Origin of the sequence: Paenarthrobacter nicotinovorans (assembly GCF_021919345.1) — a bacterium.
In the GTDB taxonomy this organism is placed as follows: Bacteria; Actinomycetota; Actinomycetes; order Actinomycetales; family Micrococcaceae; genus Arthrobacter; species Arthrobacter nicotinovorans.
In genome coordinates, this window is record NZ_CP089293.1 from 2,798,240 (window position 1) to 2,822,628 (window position 24,389).

22 protein-coding genes are annotated in these 24,389 nt (G+C 64.3%); 5 read left to right on the forward strand and 17 right to left on the reverse strand.

Features of this window, described 5'->3' with window-relative positions; all coding sequences use genetic code 11:
• Positions 1–6 precede the first annotated feature (6 nt).
• The 11 genes from JMY29_RS13000 to JMY29_RS13050 form a co-directional block, all read right to left on the reverse strand.
• A complete protein-coding gene (locus tag JMY29_RS13000; RefSeq protein WP_189075184.1) occupies positions 7–846 on the reverse strand; it encodes an aldo/keto reductase in 840 nt (279 codons plus the stop codon).
• Complete coding sequence (locus JMY29_RS13005; RefSeq protein ID WP_189075185.1) at positions 843–1,712, reverse strand: sugar phosphate isomerase/epimerase family protein; 870 nt, start codon at positions 1,710–1,712, stop codon at positions 843–845. The genes JMY29_RS13000 and JMY29_RS13005 overlap by 4 nt, the downstream gene beginning before the upstream one ends.
• Positions 1,709–3,778 (reverse strand): FAD-dependent oxidoreductase, encoded by a 2,070-nt coding sequence (locus JMY29_RS13010; RefSeq protein WP_189075186.1) that lies wholly within the window; start codon positions 3,776–3,778, stop codon positions 1,709–1,711. Before JMY29_RS13010 ends, JMY29_RS13005 begins: the two co-directional genes overlap by 4 nt.
• A gap of 9 nt (positions 3,779–3,787) precedes the next feature.
• Positions 3,788–4,912, reverse strand: a complete 1,125-nt coding sequence (locus JMY29_RS13015; RefSeq protein WP_189075187.1) for a Gfo/Idh/MocA family protein — start codon at positions 4,910–4,912, stop codon at positions 3,788–3,790.
• 96 nt (positions 4,913–5,008) lie between these two features.
• On the reverse strand, positions 5,009–5,797 hold the full coding sequence (locus JMY29_RS13020) for an SDR family NAD(P)-dependent oxidoreductase (RefSeq protein ID WP_189075188.1): 789 nt from the start codon (positions 5,795–5,797) through the stop codon (positions 5,009–5,011).
• 2 nt (positions 5,798–5,799) lie between these two features.
• On the reverse strand, positions 5,800–6,705 hold the full coding sequence (locus tag JMY29_RS13025) for a shikimate dehydrogenase (protein ID WP_189075189.1): 906 nt from the start codon (positions 6,703–6,705) through the stop codon (positions 5,800–5,802).
• The gene (locus JMY29_RS13030; protein WP_189075190.1) at positions 6,702–8,045 is read right to left on the reverse strand and encodes an MFS transporter; all 1,344 of its coding nucleotides are present in this window, start codon (positions 8,043–8,045) and stop codon (positions 6,702–6,704) included. Before JMY29_RS13030 ends, JMY29_RS13025 begins: the two co-directional genes overlap by 4 nt.
• A gap of 153 nt (positions 8,046–8,198) precedes the next feature.
• Positions 8,199–9,116 (reverse strand): LysR family transcriptional regulator, encoded by a 918-nt coding sequence (locus tag JMY29_RS13035; RefSeq protein ID WP_018776469.1) that lies wholly within the window; start codon positions 9,114–9,116, stop codon positions 8,199–8,201.
• Positions 9,117–9,245: 129 nt separating this feature from the next.
• Complete coding sequence (locus JMY29_RS13040) at positions 9,246–10,469, reverse strand: cysteine desulfurase family protein (RefSeq protein ID WP_110503903.1); 1,224 nt, start codon at positions 10,467–10,469, stop codon at positions 9,246–9,248.
• A 46-nt stretch (positions 10,470–10,515) separates the two neighbouring features.
• The gene (locus JMY29_RS13045; RefSeq protein WP_026266951.1) at positions 10,516–11,190 is read right to left on the reverse strand and encodes a hypothetical protein; all 675 of its coding nucleotides are present in this window, start codon (positions 11,188–11,190) and stop codon (positions 10,516–10,518) included.
• Between the two features lie 95 nt (positions 11,191–11,285).
• Complete coding sequence (locus JMY29_RS13050) at positions 11,286–12,218, reverse strand: diacylglycerol/lipid kinase family protein (RefSeq protein ID WP_229778549.1); 933 nt, start codon at positions 12,216–12,218, stop codon at positions 11,286–11,288.
• A 121-nt stretch (positions 12,219–12,339) separates the two neighbouring features.
• Here JMY29_RS13050 and JMY29_RS13055 point away from each other — a divergent pair, with 121 nt between their 5' ends.
• From JMY29_RS13055 to JMY29_RS13070, 4 genes are all read left to right on the forward strand, one after another.
• Positions 12,340–13,278, forward strand: coding sequence for a J domain-containing protein (locus JMY29_RS13055; RefSeq protein ID WP_189075191.1), 939 nt, complete (start codon positions 12,340–12,342; stop codon positions 13,276–13,278).
• Positions 13,279–13,344: 66 nt separating this feature from the next.
• Complete coding sequence (locus tag JMY29_RS13060; RefSeq protein ID WP_039242162.1) at positions 13,345–13,812, forward strand: tRNA (cytidine(34)-2'-O)-methyltransferase; 468 nt, start codon at positions 13,345–13,347, stop codon at positions 13,810–13,812.
• Positions 13,813–13,889: 77 nt separating this feature from the next.
• On the forward strand, positions 13,890–14,606 hold the full coding sequence (sigK, locus tag JMY29_RS13065; RefSeq protein ID WP_144401306.1) for an ECF RNA polymerase sigma factor SigK: 717 nt from the start codon (positions 13,890–13,892) through the stop codon (positions 14,604–14,606).
• Position 14,607: 1 nt separating this feature from the next.
• On the forward strand, positions 14,608–15,441 hold the full coding sequence (locus tag JMY29_RS13070) for an anti-sigma factor (RefSeq protein WP_189075192.1): 834 nt from the start codon (positions 14,608–14,610) through the stop codon (positions 15,439–15,441).
• Between the two features lie 81 nt (positions 15,442–15,522).
• Here the strand turns inward: JMY29_RS13070 and JMY29_RS13075 are convergent, their stop codons facing one another.
• From JMY29_RS13075 to JMY29_RS13100, 6 genes are all read right to left on the reverse strand, one after another.
• Positions 15,523–16,926 (reverse strand): GntT/GntP/DsdX family permease, encoded by a 1,404-nt coding sequence (locus JMY29_RS13075; protein ID WP_018776477.1) that lies wholly within the window; start codon positions 16,924–16,926, stop codon positions 15,523–15,525.
• A complete protein-coding gene (locus JMY29_RS13080) occupies positions 16,923–17,468 on the reverse strand; it encodes a gluconokinase (RefSeq protein WP_064721671.1) in 546 nt (181 codons plus the stop codon). The genes JMY29_RS13075 and JMY29_RS13080 overlap by 4 nt, the downstream gene beginning before the upstream one ends.
• Before the next feature lie 74 nt (positions 17,469–17,542).
• The gene (locus JMY29_RS13085; RefSeq protein ID WP_018776479.1) at positions 17,543–18,322 is read right to left on the reverse strand and encodes a PIG-L deacetylase family protein; all 780 of its coding nucleotides are present in this window, start codon (positions 18,320–18,322) and stop codon (positions 17,543–17,545) included.
• 5 nt (positions 18,323–18,327) lie between these two features.
• Positions 18,328–19,281, reverse strand: a complete 954-nt coding sequence (locus tag JMY29_RS13090) for an electron transfer flavoprotein subunit alpha/FixB family protein (protein ID WP_055971911.1) — start codon at positions 19,279–19,281, stop codon at positions 18,328–18,330.
• A 14-nt stretch (positions 19,282–19,295) separates the two neighbouring features.
• Positions 19,296–20,099, reverse strand: a complete 804-nt coding sequence (locus JMY29_RS13095) for an electron transfer flavoprotein subunit beta/FixA family protein (protein ID WP_035733182.1) — start codon at positions 20,097–20,099, stop codon at positions 19,296–19,298.
• Between the two features lie 233 nt (positions 20,100–20,332).
• On the reverse strand, positions 20,333–21,988 hold the full coding sequence (locus tag JMY29_RS13100) for a S1C family serine protease (RefSeq protein WP_026266955.1): 1,656 nt from the start codon (positions 21,986–21,988) through the stop codon (positions 20,333–20,335).
• 321 nt (positions 21,989–22,309) lie between these two features.
• Here JMY29_RS13100 and JMY29_RS13105 point away from each other — a divergent pair, with 321 nt between their 5' ends.
• Positions 22,310–24,364 carry a TPM domain-containing protein gene (locus JMY29_RS13105; protein WP_189075193.1) on the forward strand — a complete coding sequence of 685 codons (2,055 nt, stop codon included), beginning with the start codon at positions 22,310–22,312 and terminating at the stop codon, positions 24,362–24,364.
• Positions 24,365–24,389: the final 25 nt, after the last annotated feature.

A 24,389-nucleotide genomic window follows, 5' to 3' on the forward strand; every position in this document is an offset into this window, starting at 1 on the left:
GCTTTCTCAGTGGAAGTAGGTGTCAGAGTCCAGGCGGGGCGCCGCGCCGGTTTCGAGTGCGTCGATCGCAGCGATGTGCTGCTGGTTCAGGCGGAAATTGAAGACATCCAGGTTTTGCTGTTGGCGTTGGCTGTCTGCCGATTTGGGTACCGCTACCCGGCCGTGCTGGACGTGCCAGCGCAGCACGATCTGGGCTGGAGTCTTGCCCAGTTCCTTCGCGGGACGGTCGACTGCCGGGTGGCTAAGGAATCCGCCGCTTCGTCCCAGCGGACTGTAGGCCGCAGTGACTATCCCGTGTCCGCGGTGGTAGGCCAGCTGATCGGGTTGGCCGTGCTCGGGGTCGACTTGCACTTGGTTCAACGGAACTGCCAGGCCTGCCCCTTGGACAGCCTTCAGGTGCGACGGTTTGAAGTTGGAAACACCCCAGGCCCTGATGGAACCGTCGTCGACGAGGTTTTGCAGTTCTTCGCAGGCGTCGACGTATCGACCTTGGGCCGGGTTGGGCCAGTGAACCAGGAACAGGTCCAGGTAGTCGGTCCCGAGTTGCTGCACCGAATTGCCGAACGCCTCCCGCACCCCGCTCCGGCTATGCCACCGGGTGTTGAACTTGGTGGTGAGGAACAGCTCCGACCGGGCGATGCCGCTGCGACGGATGCCCTCCCCTACAGCCGACTCGTTGGCATAGTTTTCTGCGGTGTCGATGTGCCGGTAGCCGTTGCTGATGGCCTGGGACACTGCCGCGGCGGCGTCCTCGCCCCTGAGCGGCCAGGTTCCCAGGCCGATCAGGGGTACGCGGACGCCATTGGCGATTTCCGTCGTCGTGGTCTCTGTGCCCTTGCAGGTCATTTTGCACCTGCCGTATCGGGAGAGCCGCTTGGCTGAAGGCTGCAGCCCCGGGCCAGCACGGCGTCAACCCCTGCCCTCAGCAGGCGTGCCCAGCCGGCATCGCCGAGTTCGGCGACCCGCCGGTCCGAAGGTACCTCCACACTGACCGGAAGAATCGCCGGTATTACTGCAACCGCGGCCGCGAGGTCGAACTCGCCCTCGCCGGGTATGCCCCTCTCCGAGCGGGATTCGGTGACCAGTCCATCCCGGGTCCCGGGTCGGGCAAGCGGCCCATCGCACAACTGCAGGAGCGGCACGAGGTCGGCGTTGGCGCGCAACGCGTCCCACTGCCTGGCTGCGCCCGGACCGTTGTATCGGTTGAAGTGCAAGGTGTCCACCACGATCCGGCAACCAGCCTGCCGTGCGATGTCTGCGGCCTGGGCGATCGAGGCTACGGGCTGGTAGGAGATCGCCTCCAGCGTGGGGGTGATCCCGAATCCGCGGCCGTCCTCTGTCATCCGGGCAAGTGTTCCGACCAGTCGGGCGGTGTCCGGATCGGCACCGGCAACGGTGATGGAGCTCGCCTCCAGGGCCTGGCCCGCTTCCATCATGCGCAGCCACTTGTCACGTTGGTCGGTGCCGTCGAGCAGAAGGAATTCGATGTCCCGCACGGTCACGCCCGTGTCTTTCATCCGTGACAACGTTTCGCGCAACATCCGCGACCCCGGCTGAAGGTCGTAGGGGCTTTCAGTCGGTGTCACGGGGCGGACCCGGAGTCCAACGAAATCGAAACCCGCCACGGCGGCAACATCCACCAAGGCAGGAGGCGGGGTGTGAAGCAGGGACAACTGGGCCAGGCCGATCGGCCTGTGCACGTTTCGGGTCATCGCTTTGTTCCGTTCAGTGTCAGTTCGTTGGTGGCGGCAGCGTCTGCAGCGAGCAGGAAGGCGATCCGCTGGGCCGCGTCGTAGCCGCTCTTGACGGCGTTGGAGGCAATGGCCGGTGTCTGGTCCACGACGGTTCCGGCCAATGTCACAGGCACTCCGGCGACGCGGCTCAACCCTGCGTCCCGGATGTTTCGGGGAATAGTGCCGTCCAAGGGAGCGACGGACCGTGACACCAGGAGCGGTCCGGGCGCGTCGAGCCATTCGCCTCCGGCAGGGAGGTCCGGGCCGCTGATCCGGACACGGCCCCCGTCGAACTCCTCGATGACGACGCCGAGGCGGATCCGCACCCGGGGGTTGGCTTCAAGCCGGGGCACTGCCAGGATTTTGGCGCGGCGCCCCGACTCGGGCGCGATAGCCTGCTGAGGGCCGATCAACAGGACGGCAGTCCCCCGGTCTGCCAGTGTGTCCGCCACACTCATGGCCACCGAGTCGGCACCCCAGATCGTCAGGGCTTCGGGTACGTCGCTTACGTCCTCGGTGCCGCCCTCGAACACTTCCAGGTGGGCGGCGAGCCAGTCGCGCACGTCAAGGACGTTGGACATGTCTCCGCCATTGAAGCCCGCCCCGGGTCGGAGCCCGCCGGTGGCCAGTACGACGGCGTCTGCCGCGGTGTCGCGGACCACTCCGCCAAGGTGCGCAGTGTCCACGCGCGAACGCAGGCGGACCTCGATGCCGAGCCGGGCGTTCTCCTCCGCTGACCATTCAGCGAAACGGTGGAAGTCCGGGGTGGATTTCATCCTTTCCGCGAGGGCAAACCGGCCACCCGGGCGGACGCCGTCGTCGAACAAGGTCACCTTCGCTCCTGCTTCGGCGAGTTCGTGCGCGGCAGTGAGACCTGCGGGTCCGGCGCCCACAACCACCACGCGGGACCCCTCTCGGACAGAGGGCGTCGGTACGGGAACACGGGAGCGACCCACCGCCGGGTTGACTGTGCAGGTCACCTGGCCGAGGCCCAGGTTGTCGATGCACACGTTGCAGGCGATGCAGGGCCGGTAACGCTCATCGCGCAGGACGCCGCCTACGAACCCCGGGTCGGCATGGATCGCCCGGGCAAGGCTGACGAAGTCGCAGCTGCCGTCCCGGAGTACCTCTTCGATAATGGCCGGCGAGTTCAAGCGGCCGGCCATGCCCAAAGGAAGACCAAACTGCCGGTACGCCTTGGCATAGCCTGCCAGGATTCCCGGCTTCCACTCCCCGGACTGCACGATCCATTCACCGGCCTCATAGCTCCCGGCGGAGATGTCCAGAAAGTCCAGATGCTCCAAGTGGGCCTTGGCGAGGATGGCCACCTGCTGTTCGGCGGTGATGCCGTCTGCAGGTCCCTCCACGACGGAGACGCGCATGCCCACCACAGTGTCCGGGACGGCTTCCCGCACGGCGTCGATGACGAGGTTCATGAACCGCTCCGGAGCCGCGAACTCGTCCGTGCGGTGGTTGGACAGAGGGGACATGAACTGGTGGATCAGGTAGCCGTGGGCGCCGTGGATGTTGATCACGTCGAAGCCTGCGGCCACCGCCCGGCGTGCGGCCTGCGCATAGGCTTCCACCAGCTCATGGCACTCCCCGGCTGTGAGTTCACGGGGAACCTCGCCACCTGCAACTTCGCACGCTACCGCTGAAGGAGCAAGGTTCTTATGCCCCGAGACCGCAGCCTGCGCGGTTCGCCCACCGTGGTTGAGTTCGACGGCGGCGAGCGCACCTTCGGCGTGCAATGCGTCAGTGAGCCTCCGCAGGTCCGGGATCATGGCGTCGCTGTGCAGTCCGAGCTGGTGGGTTCGGCCCTTTCCGTCCGCGCGAACGTATGTCGCTTCGGTAGTCACCATGCCGAGTCCGGCCCTTGCCCGGGTCACGAGGTAATCGATGTACTGATCGGTGATCCGCCCGTCAGTGGTGCCGTAGTTGCGTTCCATGGGAGCGGAGGCCAGGCGGTTCCGGAGGGTTTTCGGGGTGCGGCCGTTGCGGCCAAGTGCCAGGGGGCGGGCTGAATAGCGTTTTGTTTGTTCCATGGGTGTTCCTTAGCCTGCAAGCTCTGCGGGTGCTCGTGTGCCTGCAGGGGCGTGGTCGAAGCGGACGGGGGCTCCCGTGCGCGATGATTCGTAGACCGCCAGCAGTATCCTCAGTGCTTTCGTCGCATCCCGGCCCGTGATTGCCGGGTCGTCGCCGTTCCGGAGTGCCCGGACAAAGTCGCGGACCTGGGCGGTGTGGTGTGGGATCAGCTGGCCGTTGATCGTAGCCAGGCTGACGTTCGGGTCAACCCCGCTCGGGAAGACGGGTTCGGAGGAGATCGTCCCGGCCGCGGCCCACAGGTCCACCCGCCCGTCGCTGCCTTCCGGGAATTCAGTCAGGGAAGCCGATGCTCCGGTTTCTCCTGTGATCCGGATCTGGACGCCCAGGCTCGGGGACACCGCCGTCGAAGCTTCCAAGGTGGCGATGGCCCCGGAAGCGAACGTGATGACCGCAGTCGCGGAATCTTCCACTTCGATGTGGCCGCCGTGTTTGTAGGTGTTGATCTTGCCGTAGACCTCGGCCACTTCTCCCATGAACCACTGCAGGAGGTCGATGTAGTGGATGGCCTGGGTCATCAGCACCCCGCCACCGTCGCTGGCCCAGGTCCCGCGCCAGGCGTCCCGGGAGTAGTACTCAGGCTCGCGGTGAAGCATCACAGAACAACGGCCCATGATGGGCCGGCCAAGGGTGCCGTCGTCGATCGCTGCGCGGATGCGTTGCGCGGCCGGCCAGAAGCGTCGTTGGAAGAGGACTCCGAGCTTGACGCCGGCGTCGTCGCAGGCTTTGACCATGCGTTCCGCTGAGGCCAGGTCCGTGGATATGGGCTTCTCGCAGAGCACGTGGACTCCCGCGGCAGCGGCCTGGAGCACCACTTCCTCGTGGGTGGGGTGCGGCGTGCACACCGAGATAACGTCCACCCCGAGACCGAGGAGCTCCGGAACACTGTTCACTGCGGCTGGGATTCCCCAAGCTTTGGCAGTGTCCCGGGCGCGCTGGAGGTCCACGTCGCAGACGCCGACTATGACGGCGTCTGCAAGGGCGTTGAAGGCTTCCAAGTGGTTGCGTGAGATTGCGCCGCATCCTGCGATTCCGATGCGCAGGGGTTCGGCGGTAAGAGGTGATGGTGTGGTCATCAGCGGGGCTAACTTTCTGGTACTGGCCGGAGTTCGTGGTGCGCTCCAGCCGGAGGCGTGCGACGGGGTCAGTAGGGCTGGGTCAGTAGGGCTGGGTCAGTAGCTTGCCCGGCCGCCGGACAGATCGAAGACGAAGCCGGTGGTGTAGGACGCCGCGGGCGACACGGCGAATTCGATGAGGGCAGCCGCTTCGGCAGGAGTTCCGAACCTGCCCATGGGGATCTTGGCAGCCTGCGCCGCCTGCTGTTCTGCCGGCACTTCGGCGAACAGCGGGGTCACCACATTGCCCGGAGCGAGCGCATTGACGGTGATGCCAGACAGGGCAAACTCCTTGGACAGTGACTTAACCAGGCCCAGGATCCCCGCCTTGCTGGCGGAGTACGCCGGCATGTTGACAACGCCTTCCTTGCCCGCCGTCGAGGAGATATGGAGCAACCGGCCGTATCCTGCCTTGGCCATACCGGGCAACACGGCCTTGGAGACAATGAAAGCGCCCGTCAGGTTGATCCGCATGATGCGTTCGAAGTCCTCGACAGATGTTGCGGCTGCCGGGGCAACGGGGCCGAGGATCCCGGCGCAGTTGACCACGGCATCGAGGCCTCCCATGCCCAGCACCGCCGCGGAGACCGCGGCCGCAACCGATGCCGGGTCTGTGACGTCCACGGCGACATCCCCTCCAGGTGACAAGGTGCTTGCAGGTGACGAGGTGCTTGCAGGTGACAAGGTGCTTGCTCCGGCAGGCCAGGTGGGCGATGGCAGGTCCGCACCCATGACTGTGGCGCCGGAAGACCTGAGGCGTTTAGCCGTCGCCAGCCCGATTCCGCTGGCGGCCCCGATGACCAGGCAGCGGGACTCGGCGATAGTGGTTGGCGCACTGTAACCCATGACTAACTGACCTCCCGTCGAAACGTGGCCAGCATGCCCTCGGCGTCGGCGGGAATGCCGGTGAAGAGCTCGAAGGCTGCGGCAGCCTGGCCCACCACCATGCGGCCGCCGTCCAGGACTTTGCAGCCCTTGGCACGGGCTGCCTTGATCAGTTCGGTTTCGAGCGGCCTGTAGATTACGTCGGCTACCCACAGCCGGGAGTGGATCACATCGGGGTCGATGGGCAGTCCAGGGTGGCCCGTCATGCCGATCGGCGTTGAGTTCACCAAACCGGTGGCTGTCCTGATGCTTCCGGCGACGGCATCCGTTCCGTCCACCGATAGCCGGCTGTCCGGAAAGTGCGGGGACAACCGAAGGGCAAGGGCTTCGGCCCTGCCCGGCTCAATGTCCGCGATCACCAAGTGCCTGGTTCCGTTGCGGAGCAGACCGAAGGCCACCGCTGCCCCGGCTCCCCCAGCCCCGAGAAGCACTACGGAATCGGTGGCAGCCGTTGGGAGGCCGGCGTGGAGACCCGCGATGAAACCGGTGTGATCTGTGTTGTGCCCGACGGCCTTGCCTTGGTGAAAGGTGATGGTGTTGACGGCACCGAGGATCCGGGCTTCCGCGGAGAGTTCGTCCAGGCCGTCCTGCACCAGCTGTTTGCTCGGATGGGTGACATTCAGGCCGTCGAATCCCAGATCGGCTGCCTGCCTGACGAGCGCTGCGGAGTTTTCCGCGGCTTGTCCTATGACGTCCAGATCGATGACGCGGTAGGTGTAGTTCAGGCCCAACCTGTCGGCTTCCGTCTCGTGCAGGCCCGGAGTGAGGGACCCGGCAATCCCTGAGCCAAGCAAACCAACCAGGAACCGATGGTTGCCATCGCCGTCGTGCCGGAATCCCCGGGGGTCCGCCAGTGTTCGCTGGTTCATGCCCGTGACTTATCGGCAATTGCGGCAGGGGTTGTCTTCTTCAGTCCCAGCATGGCCGTGGGCGTCTTGAACGTCTCCGGTGCCAGCAGCGCGGCGACGGCCGAAATGGCGCAGGCCACGGCGGCGAATGTTGCGACGGGAACCCAGTTGGCTTTGTCGCCACCGATCAGCAATTCGGAGATGACGGGTGCGAATCCTGCCAGGAGCAGTCCGAACATCAGGCTGATGGCCATGCCGGAGTAGCGGACCTTGACCGGGAACTGCTCCGGGAAGTATGCGGGGTAGATGGAGTTGGACCAGGTGTACGCAACGCCGATCAGGAGGATCCCCGTGACGAAGATCAGCGGAAGGTTTGCTGCGGACAATGCCATGAAGAACAGGAAGATCATGCCGATCTGCAGCACCAAGCCGGAGACGAAAACGGGTTTGCGGCCGATCCGGTCCGAGAGGATGCCGGCCAATGGGCCCATGGCCACAGCGGCAAGGTTGGCGACGGCAATGACTGTCAGCATCAGGCCCTTGTCAACGCCGACGACGGAGGTGGCGTAGGACAAGGCAAAGACGTTGATGATGGTGTTGATGATGGTGAACAACGACATCGCGGTGACGCGGGCGACCGTGATCCAGTGGTGCCGGAACAGCGTGACGAGCGGAACCTTGACGACGTCGTCCTGGGCTTTGGCTTCCTCGAAAACGGGAGGCTCTTCCAGCAGCCGCCTGAGTACGAAGGCAATGACCGTAACGACAGCGCTGGCGAGGAACGGGACGCGCCAGCCCCACGCAAGCAACTGGTCTTCCGGCATCGACGCGACGGGGATGAACACCAGGGTGGAGAGGACGATGCCGAACATGATTCCGCTCATGGTCCAGCTGGTGTAGAAAGCCCGCTTGTTTTCGGGTGCGTGCTCAAGGGTGAGGGAGCTTGAGCCCGGTGATTCACCGCCAGCGGACAGGCCCTGGATGAGACGGAGAGCCACAACCAGGATCGGCGCAGCCATTCCGATGTCGTTGTACGTGGGCAGGCAGCCGATGAGGAACGTTGAAGCGCCCATGAGCAGGAGGGTGAGCAGCAGGATCCTTTTGCGGCCGAATTTGTCACCCAGGTGGCCGCAGATCACCGCACCCAGCGGGCGGGCGATGTAGGCAACCCCAACGGTGGCGAAAGACAGCAGCATCGCCGAGGGGCCGGGTGCGAAGAACAGCTTGCCGAAGATCAGGGCTGCCGCAGAGCCGAAAATGAAGAAATCGTAGTACTCAAGTGCGCTGCCAACGAACCCTGAAACTGCTGCGATTTTCGCGTTGTTCTTGGTTTGTGCTGGCGCCGATGTCGACACTGACATGGTGTTCCCTTCTGGTAACGGGACCGTTGGCAGCGGCGGGCGGGCCGGCTGCGGAACGGTTTGCCGCGCTTGGTGCGGCTTCTCCATCCAGTGTGGGGGCGATCACTTAGTGTGTCCACGACTAAATTGATCTATAACTATGCTGAAAAACAACTAAATGGCGTGCGGTGGCCTGGGGATCTCCGGGAATATCTCTTCGATGATTGCGAGCACGGCCGCAAGCACGGAGGAATCGTTGTCCTCCGACCACGCGATGGAGTGATTCATGAAGTGCCGTGGCGGGTCCAAGGCAATGTAGGTGGCGCCGGAGGGGATGATCCCGGATATCCCGTTGCTCATGAGTGTCACGCCCACTCCTGCGGCCACGAACGTCAGCACCATGTAGGGGTCCGAGAGCTCCTGGACGATACGCGGGCGGAAGCCGGCCGCCATGCAGGATGCGAGCATCACTTCGGTCATGGAGGACGAACCATCCAGTGGCGGAGAGATGAAGTCATCGGACGCCAGTGCCTGCAAGGGGATGGATTCCTCTTGCGCCAGCGGATGATCCAATGGCACTACCGCGCCGACTTCCTCGCTTGCAACCAGCCGCGTCACAACCCCGGGGACGGGAGCGTCAGGAAGGCCGACAAAGGCCAGGTCCAACGTGCCGTTTGCCACGCTGGCCAATCCGTCCGTGGTGCGGACACTGCTGGTGAGGTCCATCGTGATGTCCGGATGGCGCCTCCTCACGGCACGGGTCAGTGGCGGGAGGGTCAGATGGTTGACCGCTCCGGAGAATCCGATCCTGATGTTGCCCCTGACGCCTTCAATTTCGGCCTGCGCCGCTTCCCGGGCCAGACGCATTTCCTGAAGTACCCGGTACGCGCGCGGCAGGAGGGCATACCCGGCAGATGTCAAGGCAACGCTGCGGGTGTTGCGTTCAAAAAGGCGGGACCCCAGGTCCGCCTCGAGCTTCCGGATCGTCTGGCTCAGCGGTGACTGTGAAGTATGCAGGCGCTGCGCGGCACGGCCGAAATGCAGTTCTTCGGCGACGGCGACAAACGCTTCCAACCAGCGGATCTCTGTCATGTCTTCAGAATGTACCCTCTGCACCGTCCAACAGGGTGCAGGCTTCGATCACATACGAGCCGGCTCGCCAACGACCCGGACATTCCCCTCGACGAATTCCTGCCCGGGTCACGCGACGGTAGTGGCGGCTTAGGCCACACCCCGCCGGGCGACAGTCGCCGCTGTCTGGATGGAGGACTCATGACCTGCCATCCCTGCTTGCCGCGCCCTGGAGCAAGCTTCCGGAAGTGCTTTCAGAAGGGCTTCAACATCAGCTTCAGTGGACGTGTGTCCAAGCGTGAAGCGCTGGGCACCACGGGCGGTGTCCTCGTCCAGTCCCATCGCGAGCAGGACGTGCGAGGGCCGCGGCACTCCGGCCGTGCACGCCGAACCCGTTGAGGACTCAACGCCTGCCAGGTCAAGCAGGAACAGCAGTGAATCGCCTTCGCAGCCAGGGAAGGTGAAGTGGGCGTTGCCGGGAAGCCGGCGCTCACCCGTGGCGCCACGGAGCACGGCGTCTGGAACAGCTTCAAGGACTCCCCGGATGAGATGGTCACGCAACGCCGCCAGTCGTTCCCGCTCCTCCGGCAGCTTTGCGGTGACGGCTTCTGCTGCAGCGGCGAAAGCGGCGACCGCGGGTGTGTCCAAAGTACCCGAGCGTACGTCCCGCTCCTGCCCTCCCCCGTGCTGGACAGGAGTCAGCTTCACCGCCCTGCCAAGGAACAGTGCACCAACACCGACGGGACCGCCCAGCTTGTGTCCCGAGACGGACATGGCAGACAGTCCCGAGGCCCGGAAATCGACGGGAACCGATCCGAAAGCCTGCACCGCATCCGAGTGGACCGGAATGCCGTGCGGCCTGGCAAGCTCCACGATGTCGGCGACCGGCTGGATGGTGCCAACCTCATTGTTGGCCCACATGACCGTTACCAGGGCAACCGATTCGGGATCCCGGCTGATCTCCTTTTGGACGACGTCAAGCCGGACCGCGCCTTCGCTGTCCACAGGAAGCCACGTAACGTCCGCCCCTTCGTGGCGCTCAAGCCATTCGACGGTGTCCATGACCGCATGATGCTCGACGGCGGAACAGAGTATCCGGGTCCGGCGGCGGTTTTCGTCGCGGCGGGCCCAGTAAAGTCCCTTGACGGCCAGGTTGTCGGCTTCTGTCCCACCCGAAGTGAAGATGACTTCCGAAGGATGGGCCCCCGCCGCGGCGGCGAGCGTTTCGCGGGCGTCCTCGACGGCGCGCCGCGCCCTACGGCCGGCACCGTGGAGGGAGGACGGGTTTCCCGTCTTCGCCAACTCGCGTGTCATGACGGCGAGCGCTTCCGCCGAAAGCGGCGTGGTGGCGGCATGGTCAAGGTATACAGGCACCTTGCCATTCTACCGATGCCGCGCCCCGGCGCTCAGTGTCGTCCCACTACGACGGCGGAACCACCGCCAGCTTCGTCTCGACCTCGGCCCGGGCCTTGGCCAGGGAAGCGTCATCCGGACAGGCCAGCGAAATATACACCGAAGATGCGGGAGCGCTGAAAAGCCTGGCCAGCACCACCACTGGACTGCCGCCTGAGGCTGCGGAGGACTCCAACGCCAGGAACTCCACGCTGCGAACCGGTTTATCGGAGTCCTGACCCCACCGCAAGGTGGCAGGCTTCAGTTTCTCCACGTCAATTCCCGCATCAAGGTAATGAAAGAGTCCCTTGGTGGAGGCAACATCGTCACCTGCCACAACCAAGGGGCCCTGGTTGACGCTGACACGTGCTGCGAGCGTGCACCCGTCTGCTTTCTTGAACCGGGCCTCGCCCTGGAGGCCTGAGTGCACCACGGACCAGCCCGGCACCTCCTCCAGCTTGCTCGACACCGTCACAGGATCACCGGGAGCCAAAGTGCCCCCCGCCGCCAACGGCAAGTCCTTCGCGGCCACGGCCTCAGCATCATGCCCTGGCGTGATGGTTGGAGTGGCGAGAGTGGATTGCGACGGCGCCGGTTTCGGCGCTGAAGGGTCGGGTACGTTCACGCTGCAGGAAGCGAGCAAGACGCCCACGGTTCCCAGGGCAACTGACCCCGCCAGCCGCCGTCGAACGCTAAACGCCACCTGATGCTCCCGCCTCTATGCCCTGCCGCCTGACTGCGCCCTGCCGCGTCCGAGTCTAGCCGCCCGCATGGAATCCTCCGCTTGGGCAAGGCAATCTAGGCAAGGACGTGCAGCGCAAGCGGAAGGACATCGATGTCCACCGGCAACGCCGCGAGCCGTTCACCGTCCGCGTAGGCCACCACTCCCTCTGCCTCCAACCGGACCTCACGGACGCGGCGGATCATCACCTCGCGCCTGCCCGTGTGCTTGCCCGCAAAGACCTTCGGAAAAATGGAAAGGAATTTCAGCCGCGACAACGGCTCCACCACGAATAGATCAAGCCAGCCATCATCCGGCAAGGCATCCGGGGTGATGCGCATGCCACCGCCGATGGATTGCCCGTTTGCCACGGAAATAAGCAACGCCCGCTGGTTCCAACTCACACCGTCAGCACAGACCCTGTATTCAATCCGGCGAAAAGACCCAAGCTCCCTCAGCATGGCCAGGTTGTAACGGCTTTTCCCCCGCGGCCAGCGCCAGGAGTTGGCGCGCTCGTTCACTGCGGCATCGAACCCGGCCGACAGCACCCCCGCGAAATAGGTGGTCTTCCCTCCTGCCCTGACCCTGCCGACGTCCATCCTCCGTCCGCCCTCCGCCATGGCGTCCAGGACCCGCCGGCATGCACCAGCGGGACTGTTCAACGGCAAAGCCAAAAGCCTGGCCACGTCATTGCCCGTTCCACTGGGAATGATCCCGAGCGGCACCTCCAGGCCTGCGAGCGCGTTGACGCCCAAGTGGGTCATTCCGTCACCACCTACCACTACCAGCGCCGCCACCTCCTCATCCGAGGACAGCGCCTGTCGCACCAGCGCGCCCAAGGGCTCATAGCCGTCGGCCTGAAGAACGACGACGGCCCAACCGGCGGCGCGAAAGTACTCTGCGGCCTCGTCCCCCGCCCCGCGGGACCTGCCAAAAGAAGCCGTCGGGTTTACGGCCAGCACAATCTTTCCCTGCGCCACGGAGGGCCGGGAACGTTCCGGAGGAGTCACAGCCCGAATTATGCCAGCCGGGGAACCACGCGCCCCCGTGCCGACGTTCACATAGTGGCTGGATAAACTTGCCAATACCGCCCCGATGGAGCGGCCGTCATCACTAGAGAAGGGCCCGTGCTTGGCCGAGGGCAGCAGTTCGCACTATCAGGTTCTCCGAGTAGCCGTCACCGCGACGGACAAAGAGATCAAAGTGGCCTACCGCAAGGCTGCCCGGAAAGCCCACCCCGATCACGGTGGAGAGGCAGAGATGTTCCGGCGCGTAACACTCGCGTACGAGACACTCATCGACCCCCGGCGCAGGGCCGAGTACGATCGCCGTTATGCCAGCGGTACCACCGAACGCGCCCAGGCCCGGCCCGGAGACTATTCGGGCACAGCGGCGCCAGGACCTTCGGCAAGCACCAACGTCAAGCGGCCTCCAACGCAGCGCAACACTGCCGGCGATCCACCGGTCTACGTTCCCACCTTCGACGACCCCAACGAAGTCCCCCTTGTTTCGGCAGCCGAAGCGGCCCAACAAGTCCACGGCCTCCCCCGCAAACGCGGAATCTTCGGCGCCGAGGCCCGCATCCAACGGGAAATGCGCACCGTGCAGCTCATCAGCCGCCAGGTCCTCCCGGCCATCCCGGCCGCCCGGCTGATTAACGGCCTGCGCTCGCCGTCGGACAACAACCACATCGACCACGCTGTCCTGTCCGGCTACAGGCTGGCATTGGTTGGTTCCATGCTGCTGCCCAAGGGCGCATACGCCTGGGACGGACAGTCATTGCGCCATGGCGGCCGCTCGGTCGCTCCCCCGCAACTGGCCCACATTGTCCGCCACATGCAGGACATCTTCCCGGAGTTGAACGTCACCGGCTGGGTAGTCCTGCACAGCCCCGACGGCAACCTGCATGAGCCCGTCATTGATCATTACGGCAAGGGCCAGGGCAGCGCCGTCGAGATTGTCAACGGCGCAGGTCTTGTCCGTGGCCTGAAGCAATTCCTGGGTTCGGGACCCGCGCCCAACACGGTTGTGGTTCCCGTGTTGGCCAGGCTGCTTCGGGGTATGCACTAGCTCCTGGCATGCCCTGGCTCCCGGCCTGTGTCAGGTGTCCAACACACGCCTGACTAAGATGGGACGGTGTTCCGCATCCTCTTCCACACTCCAGAAATCCCGGGCAATACCGGCAACGCCATTCGGCTCGCCGCCATTACGGGCGCCGAGCTTCACTTGGTGGAGCCCCTCGGTTTCGATTTTTCCGATGCCAAGCTTCGGCGGGCCGGCCTGGACTACCACGACCTCGCTGTCGTCACAGTCCACAAAGACATCGAGGCCGCCTGGGAAGCCCTGCAGCCCGAGAGGGTCTTCGCCTATACCTCCGACGGCGAGACGTCCTATACAGACATCGACTACCGCCCTGGTGATGTGCTGATGTTCGGACCCGAATCCGTGGGCCTGCCGGAATGGCTCAAACGGGACCCGCATGTCACTGCGCGGGTACGGCTCCCCATGAGGCCGTCGTTGCGCTCGCTCAACCTTGCCAATGCCGCCTCCATCGCCGTTTTCGAGGCATGGCGGCAGAACGGTTTTGCCGGCGCCAAGGTGTAGCCCATCCACGGCGGCCACAGCACCGAATACCTTACGCAGGGACAATCCTGTCAGGGACATTCATTGAGGGAGCCTCCGTGAGCGCGTTGCAGACCAGGGCCTTAACACAACACGGCCATATCGCCGCACCCGCAACGCGACCCCGCAGTGCTGCCGGATTCAGACGCGACAACATATGCTGGACTGTAATGGACACCCCCAACAACCCCGGCCCACCGGTCTTCGAAGCTACCAGCACTGCCACTGACCTCAACACGCAGTTGACCGGCCTGCTTGAGCTGGTGGCAGCAAGAGACCAGCAGGCATTCGCCGAGTTCTATGCACTGACCTCGCGGCGTGTTTTCGGCATGGCCAGGCGCGTGCTCATAGACCCGGACCTCAGTGAGGACGCCACCCAGGAGGTTTACATCCAGGTGTGGCAGGGTGCGGCCAATTTCGACCGCAGCGCGGGAACGCCACTTGCGTGGCTCATGACCATCGCCCATCGCCGGGCCATCGACCGTGTGCGGGCTGTCCAGGCAGCCACAGACCGCGAGGCCCGCTACGGCGCCGCGAGCCAGGACCTGGACCGGGACCTGGTGGCCGAGGAAGCAGACAGCAACCTCGAGGCCGAAGCCGTCAGCCGCTGCCTCGGCACCTTGACGGACACCCAGCGTGAATCCGTCCGTCTGGCCTACTATGGCGGGCTGACCTACCGGGAAGTGGCTGAACATCTCGGCGCGGCCGTGCCGACCATCAAATCGCGCATCCGCGACGGATTGCTGCGCCTGAAGACCTGCCTGGGGGTGGGCTGATATGACTGAGAACTCCGGTGGAGGCTTTATCCGCAGAATGTTTGCCAACGACATCGCTACAGATCTCGCTGAGGGCCGAGTGCTTGAACTCGCTGAGATCTACGCCCTGGACGCCGTCAGTGACGACGAACGGGCCATGATTGACGACTACGTCAAGGACGCTCCCGAGGGAGCCGAGTTCTTCCAGCGGGTCCGCGAGGCACGCGAAACCCTGGCGGTGAGCTTCACCGCCCAGGACGAGCCTCCCGCAGGCCTCTTCGGGAACATCATGGAACGGATAACCCAGGAGGCAACGGCCCCGGCAGCTGCGGAACCGGCGGCACCGGCCGCGGTGAGTCCCGCCGTCGACGACCTCGCAGCGGCGAGGGCCAAACGCGAAGAGCGGCAGCGGGCCGGCGGTGCACGCCGCTGGATCGTGGGAGTGGCGGCAGCCGCAGTGATCGGCCTCGGCGGAATCGGCGTGGGCGCTTATGTCTCGGCGCAGAACGATCCCGTCAACCAGGTCCTGCAGGCGCAGGATGTGCAGAAGCAGTCCGCCCCTGTTCCCGGCGGCGGTACTGCCACGATTTCCGCGTCATCGGCCAAGGATTCGTTCGTGGTCCTGATGGACGGGGTGGCCCCCGCTCCTGAAGGCAAGGTCTACCAGCTGTGGACGCTGCCCAAGGACGGCTCCGCGCCGGTTCCGCAGGGCACCATGGACGCCCAGACGCTCTCGAAGCCGGCGGTGGTGAAGGGCTTGTCTTCGGCGTCGTCCGTTGCCATCACCGTTGAACCGGCCGGCGGGTCGCAGGCTCCCACGAGCGCTCCGGTCCTGGTGGTCGCCCTCAGCGCCTGAGGCGCAAGGAGTTAATGCACGACGGCGGCCGTCCCACCTTGGGGACGGCCGCCGTCATTGTTTGCCGGCTGGTTCCTGGAGCTACAACACCAGCGACAGGAGCATCACGAAGCCGAACCCGACTACGGAAATGAGCGTCTCCATCACGGACCACGTTTTGAAGGTCTGGCCTACGGTGAGCCCGAAGAGCTCCTTGACCAGCCAGAACCCCGCATCATTGACGTGGGACAGGAACAGCGAACCCGCACCGATTGCCAACGCGAGCAACGCCGCATGGGTCGGACTCAGGCTGCTGGCCAGCGGCGCCACAATGCCCGCAGCTGTCACGGTTGCCACCGTGGCGGAGCCGGTTGCGAGGCGAAGCGCTACGGCAACGATGAAGCCCAGCACCAGGACGGACATGTTGGCGCCCTCGGCCCATTTCTTCACCGCGTCACCCACACCGGCGCCGATCAGCGTTTGCTTGAAACCGCCGCCTGCGCCAACGATCAAGAGGATCGCAGCAATCGGACCAAGGCTCTCACCCAGCTTGGCCGTGATCCTGCTGCCCGTGAATCCCACGGCATAGCCGAAGGTCACGATGGCCACCAGGACCGCGAGGGTCATGGCCACCAGCGGCTGGCCGACGAAGTCGAAGAAGATCCGGATGGCCGGTGCGGTGTCAGGATTTGGCCAGATGATGCCGCCCAGGGCCTTCAGCAGCATCAGGACGACCGGGAAGATGATGGTCAGCAGGGTGACCACGAACGAAGGCTGGCGCTTGACCTCGCTGAGGTCCGTCGTGTGCTGGGTATCAATACCGCCAGCCACAGCCGGCGCATCGACAGGAACCCAGCGTGCAGCCAGACGCGAAAACAGCGGGCCACAGATGATGACTGTGGGGATTGCCACCAGGATGCCCAGGCCGAGGGTAGTTCCGAGTTCAGCCTTCACAGCACTGATGGCGATCAACGGTCCCGGGTGCGGAGGCACAAGCCCATGCAGTACGGACAGGCCGGCCAGCGCCGGGATCGCGATCCTCATGAGTTTCATCTTGGATCGCTGCGTCACCAGCACAATCACGGGCAGCAGCAGGACGAGCCCGATCTCGAAGAACATCGGCAAGCCGATGATGACGGCCACCAGCGTGATCATCCAGACCAGCTTGTTGCCGCTTGCCTTGGCAAGCAGGGTGTCCACCACCCGGTTTGCCCCGCCGGAATCCGCGAGCAGCTTCCCCAGCATGGCACCGAGGGCGATCAGCAGCCCGACCTCCTTGAGGACACCTCCCACACCGTCCTCGAAGTTGGTGATGACCTTGCCCAGTTCAACACCGGACGCCAGGCCAACGAAGGCGGAACCCAGGACGAGGGCCAGGAACGGATGAAGCTTGAGCTTGGCGATCAACACCACGATCAGGGCAATGCCCAGCGCTGCCACCACAAGCAGTTGGGTGTCGTGCCCGGTCCATTCCTGCACCTGCGACGCCGTCTGGAGGGCAATCACTTAACGCCCGCTTCGGAGTCCCCGGTCAAAGGGTGCAGCCCCAGGCGTTCAATGACCTCGTCAGCTTCTTCGGCAGGAGAGGCCGAAACGCACAGCGAGATGTAGTTCTCGTCTTCCGTGGGTTCCTCCAGCGCGTCGAACTGCGATTCCAGGAGCGACGGCGGCATGAAGTGTCCATGCCGGGAGGCGAGACGGTCGGAAATCTTGTCCTTGCTTCCCTGCAGGAACACGAACACCACACCTTCGCCCCGGAGCACGTCACGGTACTTCTTTTTCAGGGCTGAGCACGTAATGATGGCCGGCACTCCGGCATCAGCACGCTCTCGGATCCACTCCGAGATGATGCCGAGCCAGGGCCAGCGGTCCTCGTCAGTGAGCGCCTGTCCCGAGTGCATCTTTGCTACATTCGCTTCAGGGTGCAGATCGTCGCCTTCGGCCAGATCCCATCCCAGTTTGCCGGCCAGTACGCCGGCCACGGTGGACTTCCCTGAGCCGGAGACTCCCATAATCACCAGCACGGGTTGTTGCGCAGTCTTCGCCATCAAAGTCTGCCTTCCTCGAATAAATATGATTTAACCGAGATCAAGCATATGACACGGGTTACACCACGGCAACGTCAGAAGCCGGCGATGGTACTGGATCCGTTGACCGACACCACGTGGAATGCCTCAGCGCTGGTTCCCGAAGGGAGGCCGCCCCGCTCTCCATTCGCCAGCATCATTCCCCGGACCACCCGCTCCATCCCGGCGACATCGGGGTGCTGGCTGGCGTGAACCCGAATGGCCTCGATCTTGGCCTCCACATGGGCAGATACGTCCACAAAATGGTTCTCCCTGGACTCCGGACTCGAGATGAACCACAGCCACGGAAGCTTGTAGGCCGCAAGGCCGGCCTCCGCCAGTTCGGGGTACGCGAACGGATTCTCGACGGCGGGATATACCGCCCGGGTCACCGCCTCCCCCGCGGCCAAATGGTCGGGGTGGCTCTTTTGAAGACGGTCCCAGTTGCGTTCCGGGTGCATGGTCAGCACAATGTCCGGGCGGATTTCGCGGATAAGCTTCACCACCTGCTTGATGACGCCGTGTGACGGTTCCAGATAGCCGTCGCGCTCGTGAAGATAGTGGATATCCGTTACACCCACCAGCGCGGCAGCCCGTTGCTGCTCCTCGGCCCGGAGCTCAATGATCCTGGCACGGTCCGCGGGATCAAAACCGCCAGCGTCGCCGTCGGTCATGATGCAATAGCTGACCTGGACGCCCGCGGCCGTCCACGCGGCGATGGTTCCTGCGGCACCGAAATCAATGTCATCAGGATGGGCAGTAAAACAAAGCACCCGCTCGACGCGCTCCGTGGAGGCATCGAACGGGCTCTTTGCTGACGTGGCGTCAGTGGGCAAAGGGATCAGCCTTTCCGCTTCTTGATTTCGGCCGTGGCCTGCGGGATGACCTTGAACAGGTCACCGATGATGCCGTAGTCGGCGATTTCGAACACCGGAGACTCGGCGTCCTTGTTGACGGCGACAATCACCTTGGACGTCTGCATGCCGGCCTTCTGCTGGATGGCTCCGGAGATCCCGGCGGAAATGTACAGCTGCGGCGAAACCGTGACACCGGTCTGGCCCACCTGGGCATCGTGGCCGATCCATCCGGCGTCCGTGGCGGCGCGGGAAGCGCCCACAGCGGCACCGAGGGCGTCCGCAAGCTCCTCCAACGGACCGAAGTCGCCGTCCACGCCGCGGCCACCGGCCACCACAATCCTGGCTTCGCTGAGATCCGGGCGGCCGCTGACCGGTTTCTCGGCCCGTGCCGAAATACGGGCCGCATTCGCAACGGCGTCGCCGGGGACGTCCACCGTCGCCGTGGCGGGGGCAGCTGCAGCGCCGGCAGGTGCGGGTTCAACGTTGTTGGCCTTGACCGAAAGGACCGTCACTGATGTTGTGGCCTTCGCGGAGGTGTTGTACGAGCCGGCCAGGACCGACTTGTGCGCGGTGCCGTCAGGCTCAACTCCCACAACATCCGTGATGACTCCGGCGTTCAGCTTGATGCCAAGCCTGGCGGCGATCTCCTTGCCTTCAGGAGAGTTGTCGAGCAGGACAGCCGTGGCTCCGGACGCTGCGGCGGCGGCAGCCAGGTAGGCAGCCTTGGGACCCACGAGGTAGTTATCGAGGTCGTCCGTCGACGGCCGGTAGACCGTCGTGGCGCCGTAGGCACCCAAGGTGGCGGCGACGTCGTCGGACAACTCGCCGGTGAACGCGACGGCGGTTTCCCCCAGCGAGCGGGCGATGGTCAGGAGCTCCAGGCTGCTCTTCTTGAGAGCGGCTCCCGGGTTGTCAATGAATACAAGTGCATTTGCCATGGTTGGGGTCCCCTTTAGAGCAGCTTCTGGGCGGCAAGGAAGTCGACCAGCTTGATGCCAGCGTCGCCTTCGTCGGTGATGATGGTGCCGGCAGTGCGCGGCGGCCGTGCTTCGGCGGACTCAACCACGGTCCAGGACCCGGCGAGGCCAACCTGCGAGGCGTCCACACCGATGTCGGACAGCGCCAGGGAGGTGATCTTTTTCTTCTTGGCCGCCAGGATGCCCTTGAAGTTGGGATAGCGGGGCTCGTTGATCTGGTCAGTCACCGAAACAACGGCCGGAAGCGCAGCCTCAACCGTCTCCGAGTAGGGACCTGCGTCCCGGCGTGCCGTGACCCGACCGCCCGCGATCTCCAGGCTGGACGCGAAGGTCACCTGCGGGAGGGACAAACGCTCGGCCAGCTGGGCCGGGACCAGCGACGTCTCACCGTCGGTGGATGCCATGCCCGTCAGGACCAGGTCCACCGGACGTCCGTCGGCCGAGAGGTGCCGGATCGCAGCGGCAAGCGCCAGCGACGTGGCAGCAGCATCCGAGCCTGCCAAAGCGTCATCGCTGAGGTGGACTCCCGAATATGCGCCGATCTGCAGCGACTTCTTGACCGCGTTGACCGCACCCGACGGGCCCATGCTCAGGGCAATGACCTCGTTGCCCGCTTTCGGTCCGCCGCGTTCCTCGGCCAGCTGCAATGCTGCCTCGAGGGCATACTCGTCCAATTCGGACAGGATGCTCTCTTCACGGTCGGTTGTGTTGGCAGGTCCGGTGATATGCCGGTCGAACTGCGCGTCCGGGACGTGCTTGACCAGAACGACAATCTTCAATGTCTCTTCCACTGTCTTCGAAGCAGCCTTCCATGCTTGTGGACGGCCAACCGCAACAGCGTGGCCGTGAATTGCCCAGCGCGTGGGCTCGTCCTAGCTAAGCATATTGCCCGCAGAAAACCACTCCCAGCGTTAACCCCTGTTTCAGTCCTGCGGAACCACGCCGGGACGGCACGACGACGGCCCGCACCTCAAAGGTGCCGGCCGTCGTCATGGTTTGCCTCTCCCGGGCCTTACTGCTGCGCCGCGTCGAGGGTGACCTCGACTTCCTGGCTCTGGCCACCACGCTGGATGGTGACCTTGACCTTGGCGCCTGCAGGCTGCTCCCGCACCGCTGCAGTCAACTGGTTGGGATCGCTGACAGCGTAGTCACCGAACTTCGTGACGACGTCCCCAACCTTGATGCCGGCCTTTGCTGCGGCAGAACCGGAGGTCACCGAGGCAACCTCCGCGCCCACGCTGAACCCTGAGTCGCTGCTGGTCGCAGACTTCGCCCGGACCGAAACGCCGAACTGGCCGTGGCTGGCCTTTCCGGAATCGATGATTTCCTGGGCCACGCGCTTGGCATGGTTGATAGGGATGCTGAAGCCCACGCCGATGTTGCCGCTCGACGAATCGGACGTGCCGCTGCCGGCGGATGCAATGGCGACGTTGACGCCGATGATCTCGCCCTTGCTGTTCACCAACGCGCCGCCCGAGTTGCCCGGGTTGATCGCAGCATCCGTCTGGATCACGTTGATGGCAATGGAACCTTCGTTGGCGGTGGACTGACCCTGCTGGCCGTTCGGCGGCGCAAACTGGAAGCCCTGGTCGCCGCCCTGCGAATTGTCGGTGCCCTCCTTCGGCGCTGCCGAAGAAGCCACGCTGATGGTGCGGTTGAGGGTGGAGACAATACCGTCCGTCACCGTACCGGTCAGGCCCAAGGGCGAACCGATTGCGACGGCGGTGTCCCCCACGTTGATCTTCGACGAGTCACCCAGGGTGGCAGGAACCAAACCCGAGGCGTCGCTGACCTTGATGACGGCGAGGTCGGACAACGGATCCGTTCCGACAACGGTTGCCTTCAGGACCTTGCCGTCGCTGGTACGGACCTCGATGGCGGCGTTGGACGTAGCGCCATCCAATGTCACGACGTGGGTGTTGGTGAGGATATGGCCCTGATCGTCCAGGATGACTCCGGATCCGGTTCCGCCTTCATTTCCGCTGGTGGCCTTGATGGTGACCACGCTGGGTGAAGCCTTGGCGGCCGCGGCGGTGATCACGTTGACATCATCCTTGTTGTTCACGATGACGGTGCTGGACTGGCCACCCGTGGACGCTGCCGGCGCGGGGTTGTCCCACAACGCGTTGCTGCCCGCGACAACTCCACCGCCAATGAGGCCCGCTGCGAGCATGCTCGCCACAAGTGTTCCCACTCCGAACGCGGGCTTGCGTTTGGTGGTTACGGTCGCGTGATGGACTCCCTGAGCGTGCTGGCCCTGGGGGTGCTGGCCCTGGGTGCTCTGGAACTGTGGGCCGGGGTTGTTGCCGCCCGGGTTTGCTCCGCCACCGTAGAAGGGCTGGTGCTGCGGGTAGTTGGGGCGCTGCGCCGGATCCTGATGCTGTGGAGTGCCGTAGTAGGGCTGCTGGTTCTGCGGCTGGCCTTGCTGCTGACCATGGCCCTGCTGCTGGCCCTGCTGCTGGTCCTGGGCCTGCGGCTGGAACGCCGGCAGGGGCGTCGTGGCCTGGGACGCGCCATCCGCGCCCTGGTTTTGCCCTGAAGTCCAGGCAGGTTGCTGCTGGGCGCCATCGTTGTGCCCGCTGGCATCATTGTGCTGGCCCGACGTTGCATGGGGCTGTGATGGCTCTCGACCTTCCGGTCCGTTGCCCTGCGCTGGGTTCTCCGTCATGGGTCTTCCTTTCGTCCTCGTCTTCAACAACTATGTACCCAATAACTGGAACAAAAGGGGACGTTCGCTGGGAGCTTCCTGAAAGGCTAAGGTCTGCGCTTGCGGGGCCGCCTAGATGCCTCTCAACGAGGCAACAATCCATGTTTCTCCTATATTTCGCTGGTGGCATATTCACCCCTGTGGACGGGCCATGGGGTGCACCATAGAATCAAGAGGAATTGCCACAGCGACCTGCGGCTTTACACCATGCGTGGGGGCGCTGAGCATTCTGTGACGATTGGTACGCCTTGTTCCAGTCGCAGACGTGCTGAAGGGTTGCACATGCGGTCAATATTTAAACGCGTACTCGCTGTCATTGGCGTGGCTGGATTGTTGGCCCTACCGGCCGGCGCGGCTTGGGCGGCGGATCCAGTCACAATCCCGTCCGGTCAAAACATCGTGGACGATGCAAACCTCCTGGGAAGCCGCAAGGGTGAAGTCCAGGACGCCATCCAGAAGACGCTCAAGGACCACAAGTACAACCTGTACGTGGTGACGGTGGATTCGTTCGAGAACCCGACGGATCCCAAAGAATGGACAAAGGCCGTCGCGACAGCGAAGAAGATGGGCAAGGCAGACGCCATCCTCCCCATCTCCGCTGCTGGCCAGTACAACTTCGTAGTGAACTCGGCGAGTTCAATTGCCTCCAAACAGGCCAACATCACGCAGAACGCGGTGACCGCCAATCTCGCAGGGGGTAAGAAAGACTTTGCCCAGGCCGCGATCGATACTGCAGCCGCCATTGGTGATGCCGCAGGCGGAGGCAGCGGGACTGTTCCGAGCGGAAACGGAAGCGTCGGCGTCCTTGTCGGAATCGGTGTTGTAGCTGCCGGCGGCGCGGGAACCTACCTGTATCTCCGAAACCGGCGTAAGAAGGGCGGCACCAAAGCCGTCAGCGCCAGCTACGGACCGCAAGGCGAACAGCTTGACCCGCTCGCGGGCCTCAGTATCCCGGAACTGCGTCAGAAGAGCGGCTCGCTGCTGATCGAAGCAGACGACGCCATCCGCTCCAGCGAACAGGAGCTGGGCTTTGCGCAGGCGCAGTACGGTGACACCGCGATTGGCAACTTCACCAAGGCCCTGGAAGAGGCCAAGGGCCACATGACGGAGTCCTTCAAGCTTCAGCAGCAACTGGACGACCACATCCCGGACACTGAAGAACAGCAGCGCAGCTGGCTCGGCGAGATCATCCGTCGTTCCGAAGCAGCCCTGGCGTCCTTGCGTGACCAGAAGGCTGATTTCGACTCCCTGCGCGAACTGGAAAAAAACGCGCCGCAGGCCTTGGCAGCAGTGACGGCCGGGGCGAAGGAAGCCGACGCCAAGATCGCCAACGCCGAGCAGTCTCTCGACGGCCTCCGTGCCAAGTACGCTGAATCCGCGTTGACCCAGGTCTCCGACAACATTTTGCAGGCCAAGGAACGCCTGGCGTTCGTCCAGAACGCAGCAACCACGGCAGAGGAGAAGCTGACGGCTGGCGAGAGCAGCATGGCAGCAGTTGCTGTGCGCGCTGCTGAGGAAAGCCTTCACCAGACCAACATCCTGATCGAGGCCATCTCCAAGACTGCCGGCAGCCTGGATGAAGCACGCGCCTCCCTCGATGGTGCCGTAGCCGAGACCAGTCAGGACCTCGCCCAGGCAAGGGCGATGATCCAATCGGGTGCCCATCCGGAACTCGCGGGACCGGTGGCCGGTGTGGAAGCCGCTTTGGCACAGGTGAAGACCGAAATCCAGGGCGGCAAGATCGATCCCATTGCCACTCTCAGCCGAGTTGAGTCGGCCCACCAGGCCTTGGACCAGTCGCTCTCCGGTATCCGGGATCAGCAGGAGCAGGCCCGTCGTGCGCAGGCCTCACTGCAGCAAACCATCATGGCTGCACAGGCCCAGATCAGTGCGACCTCGGACTACATCACGGCTCGTCGTGGTGGCGTTGGTACAGAAGCCAGGACACGGCTGGCCGAAGCCCAGCGCAATCTCGACTACGCCCTGTCCATCTCCCGCAATGACCCGGTGACCGCGCTGACCTACGCTCAGCAGGCCCACTCGCTGGCGGCACAGGCCGCCCAGCTCGCACAATCCGATGTCGACCAGTTCGGCTACGCCGACCAAGGCTATGGCCGCGGCGGCATGTTTGGCGGCGGAGGCGGTGGCGGGGGCCTTGGCGGCGCAATCCTAGGTGGAATCCTCATCAACTCCATCCTGAATGGCGGCGGAGGTGGCTGGGGCGGCGGCCACAACGACGGCGGTGGAGGCGGCGGCTTCTTCGGCGGCGACTCAGGCGGCGGCGACTTCGGCGGCGGTGGGGGCGACTTCGGCGGCGGCGACTCCGGCAGCTTCTGACCCAACAGACTAAGTGGGGTCCGTG

Coding starts and splice junctions, on each gene's coding strand:
- JMY29_RS13105 (WP_189075193.1), top strand. CDS start 22,310: ATGCGGTCAATATTTAAACGCGTACTCGCTGTCATTGGCGTGGCTGGA.
- JMY29_RS13025 (WP_189075189.1), bottom strand. CDS start 6,705: ATGAACCAGCGAACACTGGCGGACCCCCGGGGATTCCGGCACGACGGC.
- JMY29_RS13070 (WP_189075192.1), top strand. CDS start 14,608: ATGACTGAGAACTCCGGTGGAGGCTTTATCCGCAGAATGTTTGCCAAC.
- JMY29_RS13020 (WP_189075188.1), bottom strand. CDS start 5,797: ATGGGTTACAGTGCGCCAACCACTATCGCCGAGTCCCGCTGCCTGGTC.
- JMY29_RS13090 (WP_055971911.1), bottom strand. CDS start 19,281: ATGGCAAATGCACTTGTATTCATTGACAACCCGGGAGCCGCTCTCAAG.
- JMY29_RS13015 (WP_189075187.1), bottom strand. CDS start 4,912: ATGACCACACCATCACCTCTTACCGCCGAACCCCTGCGCATCGGAATC.
- JMY29_RS13080 (WP_064721671.1), bottom strand. CDS start 17,468: ATGGCGAAGACTGCGCAACAACCCGTGCTGGTGATTATGGGAGTCTCC.
- JMY29_RS13100 (WP_026266955.1), bottom strand. CDS start 21,988: ATGACGGAGAACCCAGCGCAGGGCAACGGACCGGAAGGTCGAGAGCCA.
- JMY29_RS13030 (WP_189075190.1), bottom strand. CDS start 8,045: ATGTCAGTGTCGACATCGGCGCCAGCACAAACCAAGAACAACGCGAAA.
- JMY29_RS13000 (WP_189075184.1), bottom strand. CDS start 846: ATGACCTGCAAGGGCACAGAGACCACGACGACGGAAATCGCCAATGGC.
- JMY29_RS13010 (WP_189075186.1), bottom strand. CDS start 3,778: ATGGAACAAACAAAACGCTATTCAGCCCGCCCCCTGGCACTTGGCCGC.
- JMY29_RS13035 (WP_018776469.1), bottom strand. CDS start 9,116: ATGACAGAGATCCGCTGGTTGGAAGCGTTTGTCGCCGTCGCCGAAGAA.
- JMY29_RS13005 (WP_189075185.1), bottom strand. CDS start 1,712: ATGACCCGAAACGTGCACAGGCCGATCGGCCTGGCCCAGTTGTCCCTG.